The organism is Lentzea miocenica (assembly GCF_033949945.1).
GTDB lineage: Bacteria > Actinomycetota > Actinomycetes > Mycobacteriales > Pseudonocardiaceae > Lentzea > Lentzea miocenica.
In genome coordinates this window covers 1-20,704 of sequence record NZ_JAXAVW010000069.1, presented here as the reverse complement: position 1 = coordinate 20,704, position 20,704 = coordinate 1, and the positions used below count along the sequence as shown (strand labels likewise).

The window sequence follows — 20,704 nt, the reverse complement described above, 5'->3', positions numbered from 1 at the left end:
GTCGGGTCGCCTCGCCTGCGGCCTCGGCGTGGCGTTGCCTTGTGCGGTAAGCACAACGCCCCGGTCCGTGTGTGGACCGGGGCGTTGTGGCGGGGGTGGTACTTAGGCCGGAGTGAAGGCCAGTGCCACGTTGTGGCCGCCGAAGCCGAACGAGTCGTTCACTGCGGCTTCCAGCTTGATCTTGCGGGGTTCGCCTGCGACTACGTCGAGGGTTACCGCGGGGTCGAGGTTCTCCAGGTTGAGCGTTTGGGGAACCACGCCGTCGCGGATCGACAGGACGGTCACGATGGCTTCTACTGCGCCTGCTGCGCCCAGGAGGTGGCCCAGGGCGCCCTTCGGGGCGGTCAGGACCGGGTGGTCGCCGATCGCCTTGCGGATTGCCACGGTTTCCGCGACGTCGCCTACCGGGGTGGAGGTGGCGTGGCAGTTCACGTGGCCCACGTCGGACGGCTCGATGCCGCCTGAGCGCAGGGCCGCGGCGATGGCGCGGGACTGGCCCACGCCTTCGGGGTCTGGCGCGGTGATGTGGTAGCCGTCGGCTGAGGTGCCGATGCCTGCTAGGCGGCCGTAGATCTTGGCGCCTCGGGCTTCGGCGAACTCGCGGCGTTCCAGGACCATGACGCCCGCGCCTTCGCCCAGGACGAAGCCGTCGCGGGCCGTGTCGAACGGGCGCGAGGCTTTTTCTGGTTCGTCGTTGCGGGTGCTCATGGTGCGGGCCTGTGAGAAGCCCGCTACCGGGATTGCCGTGATGCACGCTTCCGCGCCGCCTGCGACGACCACGTCGGCTTCGCCGGACTTGATCATGCGGTAGGCCCACGCGATGGCCTCTGCGCCTGACGCGCAGGCGGAGACCGGGGCGTGCACGCCTGCCTGGGCCTTGAGTTCCAGGCCCACGTGGGCTGCCGGGCCGTTCGGCATCAGCATCGGGACGGTCAGCGGCGACACCTTGCGCAGGCCGTGCTGTTCCAGGAGGTCGTCCTGGGTCAGCAGGGTGATGGCGCCGCCGATGCCCGTGCCGATGATGACGGCGAGGCGCTGGCGGTCGACGGTGTCGTCGTTGTGTCCGGCGTCGGACCACGCCTGGCGGGACGCCACGATGGCGACCTGCTCGGAGCGGTCCAGGCGCCGCGCTTCCACGCGGGGCAGGACCTCGGTGGGGTCGACGACGAGTTCCGACGCGATTTTGACCGGCAGCTCGTACTTGTCGACCCAGTCGTGGGTCATGGGGCGGACCCCGCTCTTGCCGGCGAGCAGCGCGTCCCACGTCGACATCACGTCACCACCGAGCGGGGTGGTGGCACCCAGCCCGGTGATGACGACGTCGACGTCCGACGTCACTTGTTGCTGGTGATGTAGTTCACCGCGTCACCAACGGTCTTGAGGTTGGCCAGCTCGTCGTCCGGGATCTTCACGCCGAACTTGTCCTCCGCCTGGACGGCGATCTCGACCATCGACAGCGAGTCGATGTCGAGGTCGTCCACGAAGGACTTCTCAGCGGTGACGTCGTCGGCGGCCACACCGGCGACCTCTTCGACGATCTCGGCAAGACCGGACAGGACGTTGTCGCTCACTGAAGTTCCCTTTCGATTGAAACGATGGAAAAACTGGGGGCACTCACGGGCACGTGACCACCTGTCCCGCGTAGGACAGGCCTGCGCCGAACCCGACCATCAGCACCACGTCTCCGCTGGAGATCTCGCCCGCCGCCCGCATGTGGTCCAGCGCCAGGGGGATCGAGGCAGAGGAGGTGTTACCGGATTCGACGATGTCTCGAGCGACCTTCAGGTCCTCCCGCGCACCATTGTTGCGCAGGCGCTTGGCGATCGCCTCGATGATCCGCAAGTTTGCCTGGTGCGGGGCGAACACGTCCACATCGGACAGTTCGACACCCGCGAGTTCGGCGGCGCGGATCGCGATGGGCGAGATCTGGGTCGTCGCCCAGCGGAAGACCGTCTGGCCTTCCTGGTGGATGAACGAGTCGCGGTCGTCGATCCTGATGACCTCGGACATCGTGCCGTCCGAGCCCCAGGCGACGGGGCCGATCTGGTTCTCGTCGCTGGCACCGACGACGACGGCACCCGCGCCGTCCGCGAAGATGATCGCGGTCGAGCGGTCGTCGGGGTGGGTCCAGTCGGTGAGCTTCTCCGCGCCGATGACGAGGATGTGCTTGACGGAGCCCGCGCGGACGATGTCCGCGGCGGTCGCGACGGCGTAGCAGAAGCCCGCGCAGGCGGCGTTCAGGTCGAACGCGGCTGCTGCCGTGATGCCCAGCCTGGTGGCGACCTGGGCCGCGGCGTTCGGGATGGTCGACGGCATGGTGCAGGTCGCCACGATCACGCCGCCGATGTCGGCAGGGGTGAGGCCCGCGTCCTCGATCGCCTTGGTGCCCGCCAGGACGGACATGTCGACGACGCCCTCGTCCTTCGCCGCCACCCGCCGGTTGACGATGCCGACCCGCTCGCGGATCCACTCGTCCGAGGTGTCCATGCGCTGGGCGAGGTCGTGGTTGCTCACCACCGTCTCGGGCTGATAGCTGCCGAGTCCGATGATGCGGCTCCCGGCAGATGTCTGCGGGGCCTGGAAGGTCGTCACTTATTGGCTCCAACGGTGTTGAAGAGCTCCGCGACCTTTTCGAGCTGGTCGGGGGTCTTCAGGGCGAGGGTGGCGGTGCCCTTCATCGCACGCTTGGCGAGACCCGTGAGAGCGCCAGCGGGCGGCAGCTCGACCGAGCCGGACACGCCCTTCTCGACGAGCGTCGCCTGGCAGACGTCCCAACGGACCGGGCTGGTGACCTGGGAGACCAGGCGGCGCAGCACCTCGGTGCCCTCGGTGACGGCCTGACCGTCCTTGTTGGACAGCAGCGGCATCAACGGGTCGTGCGTGGTGACTTCGGCGGCACGCGCGCGCACCGCGTCTTCTGCGGGCGCCATGTACTTCGTGTGGAACGCACCCGCGACGGCCAGCTTGCGGACCTTCGCCGTGCCCGGCGGGGTCTCCGCGAGCTCGTCGAGAGCGGCACGCGGACCGGCGGCGACGATCTGACCGGCGCCGTTGCGGTTGGCGGGCACGAGACCGAGCTCCTCGAGGCGCGCGAGCACCTCCTGCTCGTCGCCGCCGAGCACCGCGGCCATGCCGGTCGGCTCGAGCGCGCACGCCTGTGCCATCGCGGCACCGCGCACACCGGCCAGGGCGACCGCGTCGTCGGCGCTGATGACGCCCGCGATCGACGCGGCGGCGAGTTCTCCGACCGAGTGGCCCGCGACGACGACGTCGGCGGGCAGTTCGACGCGGCGGCGCAGCTCACCGAACGCGAGCAGCGCGAGGGCCACGACCAGCGGCTGGGTGATCGCGGTGTCGACGATCTCGTCGGCCTCCGCGGTGGTGCCGAGGCGCACGAGGTCCAGGCCCGTGATCTCCGACCACGTGCGGACCTGCTTCTCCGCCCCCTCCAGTTCGAGCCAGGGGGTGAGCATGCCGGGCGTCTGGGACCCTTGTCCGGGCGCGAGGAGTGCGATCACGTGGATTACTAAAGCTGGTGAACCCACCGGTACCCCATGCTGTAAAGAACGAAGTACGGCGATCGTATTTGTAGAGACCCTACAAAAGTGTCGGCAGGGTGAACGTTGCTGGACGTATCCCCAGCTCAGCGCGTGGGCAGGTCGTTTGGCTCTCACCCTAACGGATGTGTGCGAACTCCGTCACAGGCCGTGGGCTACCACAGGCCCCGGGACCGTGCAAGACGTCCTACAGACAAAGCGACGCGAAGCACAAGCGCGTCTCGAGCGTCATGTGCATTTCTTCCCGTCATTTCCTGAACGCGCCGAAGGCGATATCTGACCGTGTTCGGGTGCACGAACAGTCTTTTCGCGCACGTCTCCAGCACGCCGCCCACCTCCAGGAAGGCGTCCACGGTCTCCAGCAGCGCGCCGCCGGCGTCCTCCAGCGGCCGGGCAACCCTGTCGACGAGCTGCCACTCGGCCTCCGGATCGCCCGCGAGCGCCCGTTCCGGCAGCAGGTCGAGCGAGCGGACGGGGCGGGGCGCGGCAGGCCAGCCCACGACGGCGCGCAACCCGCTCAGCGCGTCGCTGGCGCTGCGATGGGCCTCGGACAGGTTGACGACGGTGGGGCCCGCCACCACTGGTCCCTCGCCGAAGCCCTCGGCGATGCGTCCCAGCACGTCCTCACCTGTCTCCGTCGGCCCGCCGAGCACGACGACCAGCCGGGAGCCCTGCACGGACAGCAGCACCGGCCGGCCGGCGCGGGCCGCCTTGCTGCGCACCGAGTAGATGATCGTCGGCGGGTCCTCCCCGCCGGGGTTGCCGACCAGCACGGTCGCCTCGATCGCCGGGTCCCAGCCGAGCGCCGCGGCCCTGCTGAGCAACGACTCCTCGGGGTCACCACGCACGATGCCGTCCACGACCAGCGCTTCCAGCCGGGCGTCCCACGCGCCGCGCGCCTCGGCGGCCGCGGCGTAGGACGTGGCGGCGGAGAAGGCGATCTCGCGCCCGTACCGCAGCACGCCCTCCATCAGCAGCGCGCGTTCGGCCTCGGTCGCCGCCATCGCCGGCATCTGCTCCTCGAACAGCTCCAGCGCTATCCGGACGAGCTCGACGGTCTGACGCAGGCTCACCCAGCGGGAGATGTCCTTGGGGGCGGACCGGAAAGCGTCCGCCGTGAGCCGGATCGCCTGCTGCCGGTCGTGCAGCCACTCGACGAACCCCGCCACGCCGTTCTGGATCAGCAGCAGCACACTCGCGCGCTGGTCGGCGGGCATCCTGGCGAACCAGGGCAGCCGTCGTTCCATCTCCGCCACGCTCGCGGTGGCAAGCGAGCCGGACGCGCGTTCGATCTTGCGCATCGTGCGGGCGGAGAGGGTGGGCGGATGCTCCTCCTTCGCCTTGGGGGTGGTCATACCCGCAGCTTAGGCGTTCGAAGGGACATCACCGGGACGGGTGACAGAACCCATGCGGGCACATGATCAGCCATACCGTCGGGCGGCAGTGGTCTGTCCGTTCGGCGCGGAGGTTTCGTCTTGCGTAGGTTCCTGGCTTTCGTCCTGGGCGTGGGTGCGCTCGCCGCCACGGGCGTGACCGCGTCGGCCGACCCACCGGACCCGCTCGCCGAGTTCACCGCGCAGCCGGTCAAGTGGGCGCCGTGCAGCGGGAAGCTGGCCGAGCTGGAATGCGCCACGCTCGTCGCGCCGCTCGACTACACCAAACCCGCGGGCGACCGGATCAACCTGATGATCAGCCGCAGGAAAGCGGCGGCGCAGGACCGCAGGCGCGGCGTGCTGTTCACCAATCCGGGTGGACCTGGTGGCTCCGGCCTCGGCCTGCCGCTGTTCCTGGCCAAGTCCGAGCTCACGCAGGTCTACGACGTCATCGGCTTCGACCCGCGCGGCGTCGGTGGTTCGACGGCGCTGAACTGCCGCACCGCGCCGGCGATCGCCGCGCCGGACTCCCGTCCCGCGGACGAGGAGTTCGGCAAGTGGGCGGCCGAGGCGCGCGAGGCGGAGGAGGCGTGCCAGAAGTCGGCCGGGGGGATCCGCCAGTTCATCAGCACCGCGAACACCGCGCGGGACATGGACCTCATGCGCGCTGTGCTGGGCGAACCGAAGATCAACTACTTGGGTTACTCCTACGGCACGTACCTGGGCGCGGTGTACGGGACGTTGTTCCCGAACCGGCTCGACCGCAGCGTGCTCGACTCGGCGGTGCACCCGGAGTGGATCTGGCACGAGCAGTTCCGCCAGCAGGCCGTGGCGTACCGGCAGGACGTCGAGACGTGGGCGACGTGGGCCGCGGAACGCAACGAGAAGTTCGCGCTGGGCAAGTCGCAGGCCGAGGTGCTGGCCGAGGTGGAGAAGGTCGCCGCGAAGCTGCACGCCACGCCGGTCGGTGAGCACAACCGCTCTTCCTTCGACGGCGCACTGGGTGTGGGCGCCCGCTACCGTCCACTGTGGTCGGACCTGGCGTCGATCGTGATCAAGCTGCGGTCGGGGGAGAAGCCGGAGAACGCCGAGGGCGCCAAGGCCGGGCAGGTGCTCGCGAAGACGAGCCTGCAGGAGCTGCGGTCCGGTGTGTTCGACACCGTCACCTGTGAATCGGCCTGGCCGACCGACCTGCACGTCTACTACGAGGACATGCGCACGTTCCGCGAGCGCTACCCGTACGGCTTCGGCATCGTCCGGGCCGCCCCGATGACGTGCACGTTCCGCTCGTTCACGCCGCCGGAGGAGGCGGTGAAGATCGCCCGCAACGGTTACCCGGTCGGCGTCGTCGTGCAGTCCGAAGGGGACACGCAGACCCAGTACGCGGGCGGCCCGGCGATGGCGGCACGGCTGGGGCACAACCTGATCACCGTGGTCGACGAGGGCAAGCACGGCCTCTACAACGGCGGCAACAAGTGCGTCGACGACAAGGTCAACCGGTACCTGATCGACGGGGCGCTGCCGGGCAGCAGTTCCGAATGCGACGGCGACGCGCGGCCGGACGTGCCGAAGGACGGTCAGGGCGGGGCGGCCCCTGCGTTGTCCTCCGACCGGATCCAGACGTACCTCGACGGCCGCGGACTGAGTGCCGGACAGCCCTAGTTCCCCCGCGAAATGTGGAAGCGCCCACCACAGAGCGTGGCGGGCGCTTCCCTCTCCCCGGTCCCCACCGGTAGTTCCACTCTGGACTGTATTGAGACAAAAATCCACGTCAGCCACCCTTTCGTGTCACAGTGTCGAAGTTGTGAAGCGGTGTGATCCGCGAAACGATCAGCTGGTCGGATCTTCACTCACCGCAACTTTTTTCTAGGAGGGCCCGTGGGCTCGCAAATCACCGAGGGCCTGGGCCAGGCGTGGGCGATGGTGGCCACGTTCGTGCCGAAGCTGCTCGGCTTCCTGCTCGTTCTGGTCATCGGCTGGTTCATCGCCAAGGCGCTCGCCAAGGGCGTGCAGTTCCTGCTCAAGCGCGTCGGCTTCGAGAAGCTCGTCGACAAGTCGGGCCTCAACGGCGCGATGAAGCAGTCGTCGATGGACGCGACCGGCCTGATCGCGAAGATCGTGTACTACTTCGTGCTGCTGATCGCGCTGCAGCTGGCGTTCGGCGTGTTCGGGGCGTCGAACCCCGTCAGCACGCTGCTCAACGAGGTCATCGCGTACCTGCCGCGCATCGTCGTGGCGATGGTGCTCGTGATCGTCGCGTCGGCGATCGGCACGGCGCTCAAGGGCATCGTGACCGGTGCGCTGGGTCAGCGCTCGTACACGAAGATCATGGGCAACATCACCTACGGCTTCGTGATGGCGCTCGGCGTCATCGCGGCGCTCAACCAGCTGGGCATCGCGATCTCGGTGACCATGCCGGTGCTGATCGCCGTGCTCGCCACCGTCGCCGGCGTGATCGTCATCGGTGTGGGTGGCGGCCTGGTCCGCCCGATGCAGCAGCGCTGGGAGGGCTGGCTGAACCGCGTGCAGGACGAGGCGGCCGCGGCCCAGTCGCCGACGCCGCGTGCGTCGCAGGACATGCCCGCGACCGTGGGCGGTCGTTCGGGTGACGCCCCGACGCCGCCGTCGGGCATGCCGATGACCGAGAGGTAGTTCCCACCTCGGAGAAGGGCCCGCGCTGACGCAGCGCGGGCCCTTCTTCGTTGTTTAGGCCGTTCTCCAGTTGCGGTCCACCACGGGCGGCGAACCTCGGTTCCACGTGACAGTCGGTGGAGGAGAAGTTCCATGAAAGCCCTGGTGCTGTCCGGAGGCGCGGGAACACGCCTACGACCATTCAGCTATTCGATGCCGAAACAACTGATCCCGATCGCCAACAAGCCGGTGCTCGAGTATGTGGTGGACAACCTCCGCGAGATCGGGATCTCCGAGATCGGCATCATCGTCGGCGACCGCGCGAACGAGATCTCCGACGTGCTGGGCGACGGGTCCGCCCTGGGCGTGGCGATCACGTACATCCCGCAGGACGCGCCGCTGGGACTCGCGCACTGCGTGAAGATCGCGCGGCCGTTCCTCGGTGACGACGACTTCGTCATGTACCTGGGCGACAACATGCTCATCGAGGGCATCTCCGAGATCGCCGACGAGTTCGCGGCGGTGCGGCCGTCCGCGCAGGTCGTCGTCTACAAGGTGGAGGACCCGCGGGCTTTCGGCGTCGCGGAGGTGGACGAGAACTCGCGCGTGACGCGGCTGGTGGAGAAGCCGCAGGAGCCGCGCAGTGATCTCGCCATGATCGGCGTGTACTTCTTCACCCCGCTCATCCACCAGGCGGTGGACGCCATCGAGCCGTCGTGGCGGGGCGAACTGGAGATCACCGACGCGTTGCAGTGGCTGGTGACGCACGAGCGCGACGTGCGGGCGCGGATCTACTCGGGGTTCTGGAAGGACACCGGGAAGGTCGAGGACGTGCTGGAGTGCAACCGCGAGGTGCTGATGAGGCTGCGCACCGACATCCAGGGCATCGTCGACGAGGAGAGCACGCTCATCGGGGAGGTCGTGGTCGAGGAGGGCGCGCGCGTCGTGCGGTCGTGCATCGTCGGGCCCGCGATCATCGGCGCGGGAACCCTCGTCGAGGAGTCGATCGTGGGGCCGTACACGGCGATCGGCGCGGACTGCCGGATCACCGAGGCCGGGGTGTCCGACTCGATCGTGCTGTCCGGTGCCTTCGTGCACAACGTTTCCGGCATCGAGACGTCGTTGATCGGGCGGAAGGCCCGGGTCGGGTCGGCGAAACAACACCGGCTGGTCGTCGGTGACGACGCACATGTGGAGGTGGCGGCGTGAAGCTGCTGGTCACCGGGGCGGCCGGGTTCATCGGCTCGCACTACGTCCGCACCATGCTCGACGGTGGGTACGCGGGCTACGAGAACGCACACGTCACCGTGCTGGACAAGCTGACGTACGCGGGAAATCGCACGAACCTGCCGGAGACGCACCCGCGGATGTCGTTCGTGGAAGGCGACATCTGCGATCTGGAGCTGCTGCTGGAGCTGCTGCCCGGCCACGACGCGGTGGTGCACTTCGCCGCCGAGTCGCATGTGGACCGTTCGCTGACGGCGGCCGCGGACTTCGTGCTCACCAACGTTCTCGGCACGCAGACGTTGCTGGAAGCCTGCCGCCGCACCGGGGTGTCCCGGGTCGTGCACGTGTCCACCGACGAGGTGTACGGGTCGATCGACGAGGGCGCCTGGACCGAGACCTGGCCGCTGCAGCCGAACTCTCCTTACGCCGCATCGAAGGCGTCCAGTGACCTGATCGCCCGCGCGTACTGGCGGACGCACGGGATGGACGTGTCGATCACGCGCTGCTCCAACAACTACGGGCCGTACCAGCACCCGGAGAAGCTGATCCCGCTGTTCATCACGAACCTGTTCAACGGCCTCCAGGTGCCGGTGTACGGGGACGGGTCGAACGTGCGGGAGTGGTTGCACGTCTCCGACCACTGCCGGGCGATCCAGCTGGTGCTCGCCTCCGGGCGGGCAGGCGAGATCTACAACGTCGGTGGCGGCAACGAGCGCACCAACTTGCAGATCACCCACGCCCTGCTGGACCTGTGCAGTGCGGGGCCCGCGCTGATCAAGCGGGTGGCCGACCGGCTCGGGCACGACCAGCGGTACGCGCTGGACGACACGAAGATCCGGTCCGAGCTCGGCTACGAGCCGCTGGTGTCGTTCGAGCAGGGCCTGGCGGACACCGTCGCCTGGTACCGCGACCACCCGGCCTGGTGGAAGCCGTTGCGGGACTTCACGTCCTGATCCAGTCCTGAAGGCGGTCGCACTCCTCGGCGACCGCCTTCTGCCTGCTCGGAGGAAGACTGTCGAGGTAGTCGACGGTGATCGTGCTGTCTTTGGTGATCGACCAGGTGGCGACGACGTAGCCGTCGACGAGGACCGTCGGTTTGCCGCCGACGACCACGCCGAGGCGGTCGTCCGCGATGACCCTGCGGCGGTCGGCGTGGGCGAGCAGGATGTTGTCGAACTCGGGCAGAAGCCGGACCGGGACCGGCGTTCCCGGGTCGGGCCGCGGGGCGTCGGGGAGGTCGAACAGCTCCTTGCCCGCCTCGTTGCCGAAGGTCACCAGCTGCGGGCGCAGTGCCTCGAACGTCTCGGCGAGCCTGGTGAGGCCGGACCACTGCTGGGCGTCCATGACGGTCGCCGGGCCGAACGCCTTGAGGTAGCGGAGAACCAGCGTTTCCAGGCTCATGGGGTGCTGTTCCTGGTCGAGCCAGGCTTCCAGCGTCGTGCAGACCGCTCTTCCGCTGCGGTGCCACAGACCGCGCGGCGGGAGCTGGACGAGGGCGAGCTTGTTGCGCAGGGCGTTGCCGAGCACGGTGTGCTCGCGGTCGGGCCAGCGTTCGAGGAGCCGCTTGCCCGCGTCGGCGGTGCCCTGCGGAGTGTCCTCCAGGATCTTGCGGCCGGCTTCGGCGACGGCGTCGAGGTCGAGTCCCCGCAGGCGGCTCGCGAACGGGCCGCTCTGCAGTTCGCGGTCCAGCTTGATCTGGGTGAGGGGCCGGAGCGCGAGGGCGTCCTGGGCGCTGACCAGGTGGATCGTGCCGCGCATGAGCAGGATGCGGACGGCGTGCCTGCTGACGAGGAGGTCTTCGAGCTCTTCTGCCCGGAAGTTCTCCAGCCGCGTCCACAGGCCGATGTACGGCGACTTCGGTTCCTGCGCCTGGATGCCGAAGAGACGCTCGATGGTCGCGAACGCGCCGAGGTCGGCGCGTTCGCGCAGCATCTGTCGTTCGATCAGTGCCCTGTTGAGCTCGTCCTGGCTCAGGATCCGGTGTGGCGTCCCCATGGGGACAGGTTAGAACCTGATGAACGCGAAACCGGTGCCGTTCGGACGTTCGCCGTCGTGGACGACGAGCAGGTTGAGCTTGCCGAGGACGATGTCGGCGCCGTCGGAGTGCTCGACGTCGGAGACCCTGAAGTCCTTCAACGGCTTCATGTCGGCCTTGCGGTACGCGACGAACCGCGAGTCGCCCTGGCTGGACGCGAGCAGCACGTCGTCCGCGATGGTCAGGCCCTCGGCGTCGGCTTCGAGCCACTGGCCGCCGAAGCCGGGGTTCGGGCCGTCCGCCTCGCACTCCTCGGTCTCGGGGTTGAACTTCTGCGGCGCGCCCCAGGTGCGGACCTTGTCGACCAGCTGCGGCTTGCCGAAGCCGCCGGCGCGCAACGGGATGCGCCAGATGCCGACGTCCTCCTGCGCGGCGTAGAGGGTGTTCGTGCGCTCGTCGATCACCATGCCCTCGACCTGCGGGCCCTCGCCGGGCTCACCGCACACCGTCCACTGCTTGCCGTCCGGCAGGGTGAAGGTGTTCGGAAGGTCCAGAGTGGACACCTTCTTGGTGTCGTAGGCCTTGCTGTCCTTGGTGACCTGCAGGAGCGCGATGCTGGTCTCGTTGCGCCTGCTCGTGACGACGACGTCCTTGCCGTTGACGTGCCCGGCGGCGAGGCCGTAGACGTTGTGCTGGTCGTCGACCTCCTGCTCGGTCTTGCTGAACACCGGCCTGGTGGCCGGGTTCGTGACGTCCTTCACGCCGCGTTCGTCCACTTGGAACACCCGGACGCGGTCACGGCCGCGGTCGCTGACGAACGCGAGGTCGCCGAGCACGTCGACGTTGTTGAACCGGCCGGGCTTCGCGTCCGGCGTGGGTGGCTGCGGCGCCGGGTGGACGCCGATGGTGCGGCCGTTCAGGTCGAACGCCGCCAGGCCGCCTTCCTTGAGCGTGCCCAGGACCACGCTGCGTTCGGTGTTGCGCGGGTTCACCCAGATGGCCGGGTCGTCCGCGTCCGCGGGCTCCTCGAACGTCTGCGTGATCACCGTCGGTGTGATGACGGGTGTCGCGGGGGCGGTCAGGAACAAAGGCACCAGCGCCAGCGCTAAGGAAGATGACATGGTGGGACCGTAGGAAACACCGGTATACGGCGACTGAACCCCGGGGGAACAAGCCGTGTGGTACGAGGTGGGATTGACGATCTTCGGGCAGAAGATCGCGTACACGGAGCTGGTCGGACAGGTGCTGGCGCTGGCCGTCGTCTTCCTGGCACAGCGCCGTTCACTCTTGACCTGGCCCGTTCAGCTGGTCTCGGTCGCTTTGCTCTTCACCGTCTACCTGTCGGCGCACCTGGGCGGTCTCGCGACCCGCCAGGTCGTCGTCGGTGCTATCGCCGTCTACGGCTGGTACGCGTGGGTGCGCCACCGCGACCCGGTCTTCGGCGTCGTGGTGCGGACCGGCTCGTGGCGGGAACGTGCCGCGGTGGTGGCTGTTTTCGTCGTCGGCACGGTCGCGTTCGCGCTGCTCCTGGACGCGCTGGACGCCTCGTGGGCGCCGTGGCCGGACGCCGCGATCTTCATCGGGACGATCCTGGCGTTCGCGCTGCAGGGCCTCGGCCTGGTGGAGTTCTGGCTGGTGTGGCTGGTGGTCGACGCCGTCGGCGTGCCGCTGCAGATCCAGTCCGGGCTGTACTTCAGCGCGGTCGTCTACCTGATCTTCGCGGGCCTGGTGATCCACGGTTTCCTCGACTGGACGCGCACCGCCCGCCGGTTGACAGAGGCGGCAAAGTCTCCTCTATGAGGGGATTGATCGCGTTGTTGGCTGCTGCTTCGTTGCTGGTTCCCGTTCCGGCCCTGGCCGCTCCCGGGCCCCCGCGGACCGGGTTCGAACTCACCGGCAAGTGGACGACGGAGTCCGAGGAACAGACCTACCTGCGTGCCCTGAACCTTCCCACCTCGCAGATCGGGACCACGGCCCAAGGCCGTCAGGTCCAGCTCGTGCGCGTCGGCCCCGCGTCGGCCCGCACGGTCGTGCTCTTCATCTGCTCGCAGCACGGCGACGAACCCGCCGGCCGCGAGGCGTGCCTGATCCGCATGCGCTCGCTGCCGCGGTCGTCCTCGGTGACCTACCTGTTCGTCCCGAACGCCAACCCGGACGGCCGCGCCGCCGACACCCGCGGCAACTCGTCCGGCATCGACATCAACCGCGACCACCTGCTGTTGAGGACCGCCGAGGCCCGCGCGATGGCCGCCGTGATCCGCGACTGGAAGCCTGACGTCATCCACGACCTGCACGAGTTCGGCCCTTCCGCGCCCTACTACGTGAAGGACGTCCTCTGGCTGTGGCCGCGCAACCTCAACGTCGCCGACGGCGTGCACTCGTTGTCCGAGACGTTGTCCCGTTCGTACGTCCGCCCGTCCGTTGAGGCTGCTGGTCGCACGTCCGGCGTCTACGGCATCTACGTGGACCCGGTGACCGGCGAGCCCGTCCGCCAGGTCGCGGGCGACGGCCAGGAACGCATCCTCCGCAACACGGGAGGGCTGAAGCACGGCATGGGCTTGTTGGTCGAGACCAACGCCGACGGCACCCCGGCCTACCGCGTCGAGTCGCACCTGAAGGCCCTGGACGGCACTCAGTCGTTCGTCCGCGAGAACCGCTCGGCCATCGAAACCGCCAACGCCGCGTCGCGCGCCGTCCGGTCCGGCCCGCTGTACTTCGGCGGCGCCGACAACCAGGCTCCGGCTCCCGAGGACGTCCTGGCGACTCCGCCGTGCGGGTATGTGCTGACCGGGGCCCAGTACCGGGACTTCGCCGACGAACTGGCTCTGCACGGCATCAAGTCGCAGTACCTCCGCGGGGGTGACCGGATCGTGCCGTTGAAGCAGGAGGCCCGCGCCCTGATCCCGCTCCTGATGGACGCCCGCGCCGACGAACCACTGTTGAAGGCTCAGCCCGTCGCCCAGTGCTAGCACTCTGACCTGAGGCCGCGTTGCGCACCGCACGCGCCCTCAGGACGTGAGAAGGGCCGCTCCGCGCGTGCGGAACGGCCCCTCAGACGGTTCTGACGGTTACGCCAAGCCCGCGTCACCCGTGGACGGGCCGGCGGCCTGCACGTCGTTGATGCGGTACTTGCGGGCGGCCTCGACGACCTTGGCCTGGTCGACCTCGCCGCGCCTGGACAGAGCGGCCAGCGTGGCTACTACGACGGACTCCGCGTCCACCAGGAAGTGGCGGCGGGCGGCCGGACGGGTGTCGGAGAAGCCGAAGCCGTCCGTGCCCAGGGTCGTCATGTCGGTCGGGACGTACGGGCGGATCAGGTCCGGGATCGCCGACGCCCAGTCGGACACGGCGATGACCGGGCCCTGCACGTCCTTCAGCACCTGCGTCACGTACGGCACGCGCGGCTCGGCGTCCACGTGCAGCAGGTTGTGGCGGTCGGTGTCGACGGCGTCGCGGCGCAGCTCCGAGTACGACGTGGCGGACCACACGTCCGCGGAGACGCCCCACTCCTCGGCGAGCAGCTTCTGGGCCTTGAGAGCCCACGGGAGGCCCACGCCCGAGCCGAGGATCTGGGCACGGGGCCCACCGGTCTGCGGGCCGTCCTGGTACTTGTAGAGGCCCCGCAGGAGGCCTTCCACGTCCAGGTTCTCCGGCTCGGCGGGCTGGACGTACGGCTCGTTGTAGACCGTCATGTAGTAGAAGATGTTTTCGGCGTTCTCGCCGTACATCCTCCGCAGACCGTCCTTGACGATGTGCGCCACCTCGAAGGACCACGCCGGGTCGTACGAGACCACGGCCGGGTTCGTGTGCGCGAGCAGCAGCGAGTGGCCGTCGGCGTGCTGCAGACCCTCACCGGTCAGCGTGGTGCGGCCCGCGGTGGCGCCGAGCACGAAGCCGCGCGCCATCTGGTCCGCCGCCGCCCACAGGCCGTCGCCCGTGCGCTGGAAGCCGAACATCGAGTAGAAGATGTAGATCGGGATCATCGGCTCGCCCTGCGTGGCGTAGGACGTGCCGACCGCCGTGAACGACGCCGTGGAACCCGCCTCGTTGATGCCCTCGTGCAGGATCTGGCCCTGCTCGGACTCCTTGTAGGCGAGCATCAGGTTGGCGTCCACCGAGGTGTACGCCTGGCCGTTCGGGTTGTAGATCTTCTGCGTCGGGAACATGGAGTCCATGCCGAACGTCCGTGCCTCGTCCGGGATGATCGGCACGATGCGCGGGCCGATCTCCGGGTCCTTCGCGAGGTCGCGGACGAGCCGGACGAACGCCATCGTGGTGGCGACCTCCTGCTTGCCCGAACCGCGGCGGATGCCGTCATAGACCTTGTCGCCCGGCAGCACCAGCGCCTTGGACTTGGTGCGGCGCTCCGGCAGGAAGCCACCGAGCTGACGGCGGCGCTCCAGCATGTACTGGATCTCCTGGTTGTCCTGCCCGGGGTGGTAGTACGGCGGCAGGTACGGGTCGGCCTCGAGCTGTGCGTCCGAGATCGGGATGCGCAGGCTGTCCCGGAAACCCTTGAGGTCGTCCAGGGTCATCTTCTTCATCTGGTGCGTCGCGTTGCGGGCCGCGAAGTGCGGGCCGAGCGAGTAGCCCTTGATGGTCTTGGCGAGGATCACGGTCGGCTGGCCGACGGTCTCGGTCGCCGCCTTGTACGCCGCGTACACCTTGCGGTAGTCGTGGCCGCCGCGCTTGAGGTTCCACACCTCGTCGTCGGTCATCGGCTCGACGAGAGCCTTCGTCCGCGGGTCGCGGCCGAAGAAGTGCTCCTTGATGTACGCGCCGTCGTTCGCCTTGTAGGTCTGGTAGTCACCGTCGGGCGTGGCGTTCATCAGGTTGACGAGCGCGCCGTCGCGGTCCGCGTGCAGCAGCGCGTCCCACTCGCGGCCCCAGACGACCTTGATCACGTTCCAGCCGGCGCCGCGGAAGAACGACTCCAGCTCCTGGATGATCTTGCCGTTGCCGCGCACCGGGCCGTCGAGGCGCTGCAGGTTGCAGTTGACCACGAACGTGAGGTTGTCGAGCTGCTCGTTCGCGGCGAGCTGCAGCAGGCCGCGCGACTCCGGCTCGTCCATCTCGCCGTCGCCGAGGAACGCCCACACGTGCTGGTCGGACGTGTCCTTGAAGCCGCGGTCGCGCAGGTAGCGGTTGAACCGCGCCTGGTAGATCGCGTTCATCGGGCCGATGCCCATGGAGACCGTGGGGAACTCCCAGAAGTCCGGCATCAGCCGCGGGTGCGGGTACGACGGCAGGCCGCCACCCGGACCGGCGTGCGAGTACTCCTGGCGGAAGCCGTCGAGCTGGTGTTCCGACAGCCGGCCCTCGAGGTACGCGCGGGCGTAGACACCGGGGGAGGCGTGACCCTGGATGAAGATCTGGTCGCCGCCACCGGGGTGGTTCTTGCCGCGGAAGAAGTGGTTGAAGCCGACCTCGTAGAGCGAGGCGCTGGACGCGTACGTCGAAATGTGTCCACCGACACCCACACCCGGCCGCTGCGCGCGGTGCACCGTCATCGCCGCGTTCCAGCGGATCCACGCACGGTAGCGACGCTCCACCTCCTCGTCACCGGGGAACCACGGCTCCCGCTCGGTGGGGATGGTGTTGACGTAGTCCGTGCTGGTCAGCGACGGGATGCCGACCTGGTTCTGGCCCGCCCGCTCCAGCAGTCGCAGCATCAGGTAACGCGCCCGCTGCTGACCGCCACCCTTGAGCACCTCGTCGAACGACTCGAGCCACTCCGAAGTCTCTTCGGGGTCGATGTCCGGCAGGTGTGCTGCCAGACCGTCGCGAATGACACGTACCCGCTCGGGGCCTGTGTTCTGCGGGCTCAAGGTGTCTCCTCGGCTTCGTTGGCGGTACTCGCGATGGCCCGGAAACCGTGCCACGCGCTCCTATCGTTGTCCTTGCGCGACGACTTCGTCACCGCTACTGATCGGTAGTTCTGGATCGTGTCGCTCACGCGCGCGCGATAAGAGGTATGTAGAGCGTGCCTCATGCCAGTCTAGGGATCTCCACAGGGGTGCCTGTTCCGGCGTGTCAAGTGGTCAACAGTTGCGCCGGAGGTAGCTGACAGTGTTCGCTAGCCCGAGTAACGGACTCTGGCGGCAGTCTTAGGGCTGTCGCTCTTGCGTAGTTGGAGGAGTGAAAACCGTGGTCGCCGCGGAAGACGCCGGCAAGATCGGCGTCGCCGAGAAGCTCGGGATCGAATCGGGCATGGTCGTCCAGGAACTCGGCTGGGACGAGGACGTCGACGACAACCTCCGTGCCGCAGTCGAGGAGCAGATCGGGGGCGACCTCCTCGACGAGGATGCCGACGAAACTGTGAGCATCGTGCTGCTCTGGTGGCGGGAGGACGACGGTGACCTGGTGGACGCCTTGCTCGAAGCTACCGGCGTGCTCGCCGAGGACGGCGTGATCTGGGTTCTCACCCCCAAGACCGGCCGCCCCGGGCACGTCGAGCCGAGTGACATCGCCGAGGCCGTCCCCACGGCGGGCCTCTCGCAGACGTCGAACATCAGCGTGGCCGACGACTGGGCCGGCACCCGCCTGGTGTGGCCGAAGTCCACCAAGGCCAAGCGCTGACCTACCTCAAGCTGACATAGGGTTGATCCACGGGCACTGACACCGCCCGTGGTTCGTCTCGTCAACCGGAGGGGTCTGTTTCATGGCGTTCGAGGTCGGTTCGGAAGCCCCGGACTTCACGCTCAACGACTACAACAAGCAGCCTGTGACGCTGTCGTCGTTCCGTGGCGCGAAGAACGTCCTCCTGGTCTTCTACCCGTTCGCGTTCAGCGGCACCTGCCAGGGTGAGCTCTGCCAGCTGCGCGACGAACTGGCGACCTACGAGGACGAGAACGTCCAGGTGCTGGGCGTGTCCGTGGACTCCCCGTTCGCGCTGAAGGCGTGGGCGAACCAGGAGGGCTACCAGTTCCCGCTGCTGTCCGACTTCTGGCCGCACGGCGCCGTCGCGCAGTCCTACGGCGTGTTCAACGAGGCCGTGGGCATGGCGCTGCGGGGCACGTTCCTGGTGGACGTCGACGGCGTGGTGCGCTTCGCCGAGGTGAACGCGCCGGGTGAGGCCCGCGATCAGGACGCCTGGAAGAAGGCCGTAGCCTCTCTCAAGGCATGATGTAGCTGTACCCCCTGCGTCTTCGGGCGTGGGGTCGGGGCGTGTAGCTCAGCGGAAGAGCACTCGGTTTACACCCGAGCGGTCGCAGGTTCGATCCCTGTCGCGCCCACCAGATATGCGTCATTCAAACCGCGCACCGTAGAGAACCATCTACGGTGCGTGTTGTTGTTTTTACTATCTGTTACATCGTTTTCTGGGAATGACGCCTGCAGAACTACCGAAGGCGTGGCTCGCTCTGCCGTGGCTCCAGCATCACTGCCATCAACGGCCTCAGCTGGCACTATGCCCGGTTCCGCCTCTGCGGGGGCCGTCTTGCCCAACGGCGGCCCCTGAACCGCAAGGAGTGACTTGAACGGCTCGTTCAGCTCGTAGCGCTCGACACTGCCATCCTCGCCGATCCGCAGACTCTTGAAGAACCCGCGGTTGATCTGTCGCCGGATCTGGTTCGGTGCCCACGCGTACTCCGATTCGCACCTTGTTGCAGCCCGTAGTGAGAGCTGCAGCGTCGACAGGACATCGGTAGTCGCCACCTGGGCAGCCCGGAGCTGTCCATCGGCTTCCGCCAACTCGCGCGTGAAGCGCTGCATCTCGCTCGCAAGGAGATCCTGCGGCACAGCGTCCGCATAGTGCGCTCGGAGCAGCACTTGGCGCTCTGCCTCGACTGACGCGCGGCGTGCCTTCGCTCGCTTCGTCGTTCGCTCAGCATCTTCGCGCTGAGCCTCCAGGCTCCACTCAACGCCGGCTTGGATCAGGGCTGCCGCTTCCGGCTTGACTTGGAAGCCCTCGTAGAACCGAAGAATCCCCTCTTCGATGCGCTCCACCCGTACAGCGGGTCGCTGGCAGTGATTCACTTTTGTCTTCTTCTTTGAGCACATGAAGTAGATGTACTTGCCGCCGTTGCCCTTGGCTTCTGAGTACACCAAGCGTCCACCGCATTCGGAGCAGTGGATGGTACTTCGAAGGTAGTGATTGTGCTTTCGGTCCTTCTCGCCCGTGTTGTTGTGAGCGGCCAGAATATCCTGCACTGCAAGCCACTTCTCTGGCTCGACGATGGCCTTATGCCTGCCTTCGTAGTGAATTCCTCGGTAGGACACGATGCCGATGTAGTACGGGTTCTGCAGGATGTGGTACATCGTCGTCAGGGAGATGGGTGCTGCTGGCTTGGTACGAGTTGGGCGAGTGGTCAATCCTTTTGCTTGTGCGGCCAGTGTCAGATCGATCCCTGACCACTCGCCGGTTGAGTACTCGTCAAAGCACCAGCGGATGATATCCCAGCGATCCTCGTCTAACTCAACCCACGAGCGCTCAATTCCGCCGCGCATCTCTCGTCGATTCGTATAGCCGATCGGTGCGCGATACGGTGTGCCGCCCTCCTCTGCCTTGGCGATGAGGCCTTTCATAACCTCCTCTGCCAAGTTCGCCGAGTAGAACTGAGCTATCTCAGCCATGACGCCGTAGAGCAACCGCCCGCTTGGGCTGTCGTCGATGTGCTCCATGCATGACACGAGCTTCACGCCGTATCTGCGGAGCAACAGATTAATTGCCAGGTCATCTTCGCGGTTGCGAGCGAGGCGATCGATCTTGTGGATAATGACGAAGTCTGGCCGCAGACGCTTTACGTCTCGAAGCATGCGTTGGAGGTCATCCCGTTTTGCTGAACGGGCAGATTCCCCGGCGTCCACGTACTCGTTCGCGACAGTGGCGCCAAGCTGCTCAGATTTTAGGTAGCAGGCACTGCGCTGAGTATGAATTGAATACCCCTCGGCGTTGCCTCCACGCTGAGCTTGCTCCTTCGTGCTCACGCGCAGGTAGATTAAGGCAATCGGTGAGGAACGCGAGCTCTCGGCAGCACGACGTTGAGCGCGTGGTGGCTGGCGCTGGATGGCTGCCGCCAGCCTTGGAGAAAGATCGCCAACTTCCTCGACGGATTCGGGGACCTGCTTGGCTCGAATCTCCTCGATGACGTTGGCTCGCGCTTCCCTGCGGCGGGCAATGTTTGCCAGGCTTGCCACGGTCTTGGGTGAGCGCTCGGTCTCCTCTTCGTGGGAGGAATGATCGATCAGTTCTGACTGTTCGTTCTCGCCGTTGATGCGCACATCATGCCTCCTTGTTGGTTGATTCATCGACGAGTCGAATAATGTCGGTGCGAGTCGTGAGTTCAACTTCCAGCTCGTTCAGCATCGCTGTGATCATGGCGAAAACTTCGCCGTGGCGAGTCAGCCTGCTGCAGTCCACGGCTATGAGGTGGCTGATTTGTGGGTTCTTGTTGAGGTAGTAGAAGAGTCCAATGAGGGCCTCGAATGTGGCCATGTGGCTGGAGCCGACGCCGATTACCGCAAACTCGTAAGTGATGTGCAGGCCCATGTCCTCGGCGTATTGGCTGCACAAGTCGCGTTGAGTCTCGGCCGATACTCGACCGTTTGCTCGAATAAAGGACACTGCAAGGTGATTTCGGGACGCTGGCAGCCTTGCGCGTGCAATCCTAGTGCGCGTTTGAAATTGCGGTTTCTTTCATTGCTGGAATCCTTTCTTTCAGGATTTTCTCAGTACTCTCGCGATGTGCCAAGAGAGGAAAACCTGTCCTAATCTGTTGGGGTGGTGCTGTGGAATTGACAGCCCAGTGTTTTAAGCAGGCGGTAGGTGGAGACAATCTGCCACCTACCGCCTTCGAGTGAGGTTTAGCCTTGCGGCTCTGCCTTCTTCGAGCGGCTCGCAGGCTTGCCGGGTGCGGCTTCGCCGCCGAACAGGCCTTCGATGGCGTCGCGCCTACTCTTCGCCTCACGCTCGATCTCTTCGAGTGCCGCCGCAGCCCTCG

The 20,704-nt window shown here is 67.1% G+C and carries 18 protein-coding genes and 1 tRNA gene; 9 read left to right on the top strand and 10 right to left on the bottom strand.

Going from position 1 to position 20,704, the window contains the following annotated elements:
- Positions 1-102: 102 nt before the first annotated feature.
- The 5 genes from fabF to SK803_RS45475 form a co-directional block, all read right to left on the bottom strand.
- Positions 103-1,338, bottom strand: a complete 1,236-nt coding sequence (fabF, locus tag SK803_RS45495; protein ID WP_319972486.1) for a beta-ketoacyl-ACP synthase II — start codon at positions 1,336-1,338, stop codon at positions 103-105.
- Entirely contained in the window at positions 1,335-1,571 is a 237-nt protein-coding gene (locus tag SK803_RS45490; protein WP_030465146.1) for an acyl carrier protein, read from the bottom strand. Before SK803_RS45490 ends, fabF begins: the two co-directional genes overlap by 4 nt.
- Positions 1,572-1,614: 43 nt before the next feature.
- A complete protein-coding gene (locus SK803_RS45485) occupies positions 1,615-2,592 on the bottom strand; it encodes a beta-ketoacyl-ACP synthase III (protein WP_319972485.1) in 978 nt (325 codons plus the stop codon).
- Positions 2,589-3,518: an ACP S-malonyltransferase gene (locus SK803_RS45480; RefSeq protein WP_319972484.1), complete on the bottom strand. Its 930-nt coding sequence runs from the start codon at positions 3,516-3,518 to the stop codon at positions 2,589-2,591. Before SK803_RS45480 ends, SK803_RS45485 begins: the two co-directional genes overlap by 4 nt.
- Before the next feature lie 194 nt (positions 3,519-3,712).
- Positions 3,713-4,912, bottom strand: a complete 1,200-nt coding sequence (locus SK803_RS45475) for a PucR family transcriptional regulator (protein ID WP_319972483.1) — start codon at positions 4,910-4,912, stop codon at positions 3,713-3,715.
- Positions 4,913-5,032: 120 nt separating this feature from the next.
- On the opposite strand from SK803_RS45475, the gene SK803_RS45470 reads away from it, so the two are divergent.
- From SK803_RS45470 to rfbB, 4 genes are all read left to right on the top strand, one after another.
- Positions 5,033-6,592: an alpha/beta fold hydrolase gene (locus tag SK803_RS45470; RefSeq protein ID WP_319972482.1), complete on the top strand. Its 1,560-nt coding sequence runs from the start codon at positions 5,033-5,035 to the stop codon at positions 6,590-6,592.
- Positions 6,593-6,808: 216 nt separating this feature from the next.
- On the top strand, positions 6,809-7,582 hold the full coding sequence (locus SK803_RS45465) for a mechanosensitive ion channel family protein (RefSeq protein WP_319972481.1): 774 nt from the start codon (positions 6,809-6,811) through the stop codon (positions 7,580-7,582).
- A gap of 132 nt (positions 7,583-7,714) precedes the next feature.
- Positions 7,715-8,770, top strand: a complete 1,056-nt coding sequence (locus SK803_RS45460; RefSeq protein ID WP_319972480.1) for a glucose-1-phosphate thymidylyltransferase — start codon at positions 7,715-7,717, stop codon at positions 8,768-8,770.
- Positions 8,767-9,741: a dTDP-glucose 4,6-dehydratase gene (gene rfbB / locus SK803_RS45455; RefSeq protein WP_319972479.1), complete on the top strand. Its 975-nt coding sequence runs from the start codon at positions 8,767-8,769 to the stop codon at positions 9,739-9,741. The genes SK803_RS45460 and rfbB overlap by 4 nt, the downstream gene beginning before the upstream one ends.
- Here rfbB and SK803_RS45450 read toward each other — a convergent pair.
- Both SK803_RS45450 and SK803_RS45445 read right to left on the bottom strand, forming a co-directional pair.
- Entirely contained in the window at positions 9,731-10,783 is a 1,053-nt protein-coding gene (locus tag SK803_RS45450) for a winged helix DNA-binding domain-containing protein (RefSeq protein ID WP_319972478.1), read from the bottom strand. The genes rfbB and SK803_RS45450 overlap by 11 nt on opposite strands.
- 9 nt (positions 10,784-10,792) lie before the next feature.
- Positions 10,793-11,884 (bottom strand): phytase, encoded by a 1,092-nt coding sequence (locus tag SK803_RS45445; RefSeq protein WP_319972477.1) that lies wholly within the window; start codon positions 11,882-11,884, stop codon positions 10,793-10,795.
- A 55-nt stretch (positions 11,885-11,939) separates the two neighbouring features.
- Between SK803_RS45445 and pnuC the strand changes: the two genes are divergently transcribed.
- Together pnuC and SK803_RS45435 are read left to right on the top strand one after the other, a co-directional pair.
- Complete coding sequence (gene pnuC / locus SK803_RS45440; RefSeq protein ID WP_319972476.1) at positions 11,940-12,563, top strand: nicotinamide riboside transporter PnuC; 624 nt, start codon at positions 11,940-11,942, stop codon at positions 12,561-12,563.
- A complete protein-coding gene (locus tag SK803_RS45435; RefSeq protein WP_319972475.1) occupies positions 12,560-13,732 on the top strand; it encodes a M14 family metallopeptidase in 1,173 nt (390 codons plus the stop codon). The genes pnuC and SK803_RS45435 overlap by 4 nt, the downstream gene beginning before the upstream one ends.
- Positions 13,733-13,831: 99 nt before the next feature.
- On the opposite strand, the gene aceE is transcribed toward SK803_RS45435, so the two are convergent.
- Positions 13,832-16,591 (bottom strand): pyruvate dehydrogenase (acetyl-transferring), homodimeric type, encoded by a 2,760-nt coding sequence (gene aceE, locus SK803_RS45430; protein WP_319972474.1) that lies wholly within the window; start codon positions 16,589-16,591, stop codon positions 13,832-13,834.
- Positions 16,592-16,910: 319 nt separating this feature from the next.
- Here aceE and SK803_RS45425 point away from each other — a divergent pair, with 319 nt between their 5' ends.
- The 3 genes from SK803_RS45425 (at position 16,911) to SK803_RS45415 (ending at position 18,001) form a co-directional block, all read left to right on the top strand.
- Positions 16,911-17,342: a DUF3052 domain-containing protein gene (locus tag SK803_RS45425; protein ID WP_112263631.1), complete on the top strand. Its 432-nt coding sequence runs from the start codon at positions 16,911-16,913 to the stop codon at positions 17,340-17,342.
- 82 nt (positions 17,343-17,424) lie between these two features.
- Positions 17,425-17,889, top strand: coding sequence for a peroxiredoxin (locus tag SK803_RS45420; protein ID WP_319972473.1), 465 nt, complete (start codon positions 17,425-17,427; stop codon positions 17,887-17,889).
- Between the two features lie 37 nt (positions 17,890-17,926).
- Positions 17,927-18,001: transfer RNA gene (locus SK803_RS45415), tRNA-Val, on the top strand.
- Here SK803_RS45415 and SK803_RS45410 read toward each other — a convergent pair.
- Together SK803_RS45410 and SK803_RS45405 are read right to left on the bottom strand one after the other, a co-directional pair.
- The gene (locus SK803_RS45410; protein ID WP_319972487.1) at positions 17,958-20,012 is read right to left on the bottom strand and encodes a recombinase family protein; all 2,055 of its coding nucleotides are present in this window, start codon (positions 20,010-20,012) and stop codon (positions 17,958-17,960) included. The two genes, SK803_RS45415 and SK803_RS45410, sit on opposite strands and share 44 nt — an antisense overlap.
- Complete coding sequence (locus SK803_RS45405) at positions 19,987-20,253, bottom strand: hypothetical protein (RefSeq protein ID WP_319972472.1); 267 nt, start codon at positions 20,251-20,253, stop codon at positions 19,987-19,989. The genes SK803_RS45410 and SK803_RS45405 overlap by 26 nt, the downstream gene beginning before the upstream one ends.
- Between the last annotated feature and the right edge of the window lie 451 nt (positions 20,254-20,704).

Bases quoted from the DNA above. Each gene is read 5' to 3' on its own strand.
- SK803_RS45445 (WP_319972477.1), bottom strand. From the start codon at position 11,884: ATGTCATCTTCCTTAGCGCTGGCGCTGGTGCCTTTGTTCCTGACCGCC.
- SK803_RS45420 (WP_319972473.1), top strand. From the start codon at position 17,425: ATGGCGTTCGAGGTCGGTTCGGAAGCCCCGGACTTCACGCTCAACGAC.
- SK803_RS45410 (WP_319972487.1), bottom strand. From the start codon at position 20,012: ATGAATCAACCAACAAGGAGGCATGATGTGCGCATCAACGGCGAGAAC.
- SK803_RS45450 (WP_319972478.1), bottom strand. From the start codon at position 10,783: ATGGGGACGCCACACCGGATCCTGAGCCAGGACGAGCTCAACAGGGCA.
- SK803_RS45460 (WP_319972480.1), top strand. From the start codon at position 7,715: ATGAAAGCCCTGGTGCTGTCCGGAGGCGCGGGAACACGCCTACGACCA.
- SK803_RS45435 (WP_319972475.1), top strand. From the start codon at position 12,560: ATGAGGGGATTGATCGCGTTGTTGGCTGCTGCTTCGTTGCTGGTTCCC.
- SK803_RS45405 (WP_319972472.1), bottom strand. From the start codon at position 20,253: ATGGGCCTGCACATCACTTACGAGTTTGCGGTAATCGGCGTCGGCTCC.
- SK803_RS45475 (WP_319972483.1), bottom strand. From the start codon at position 4,912: ATGACCACCCCCAAGGCGAAGGAGGAGCATCCGCCCACCCTCTCCGCC.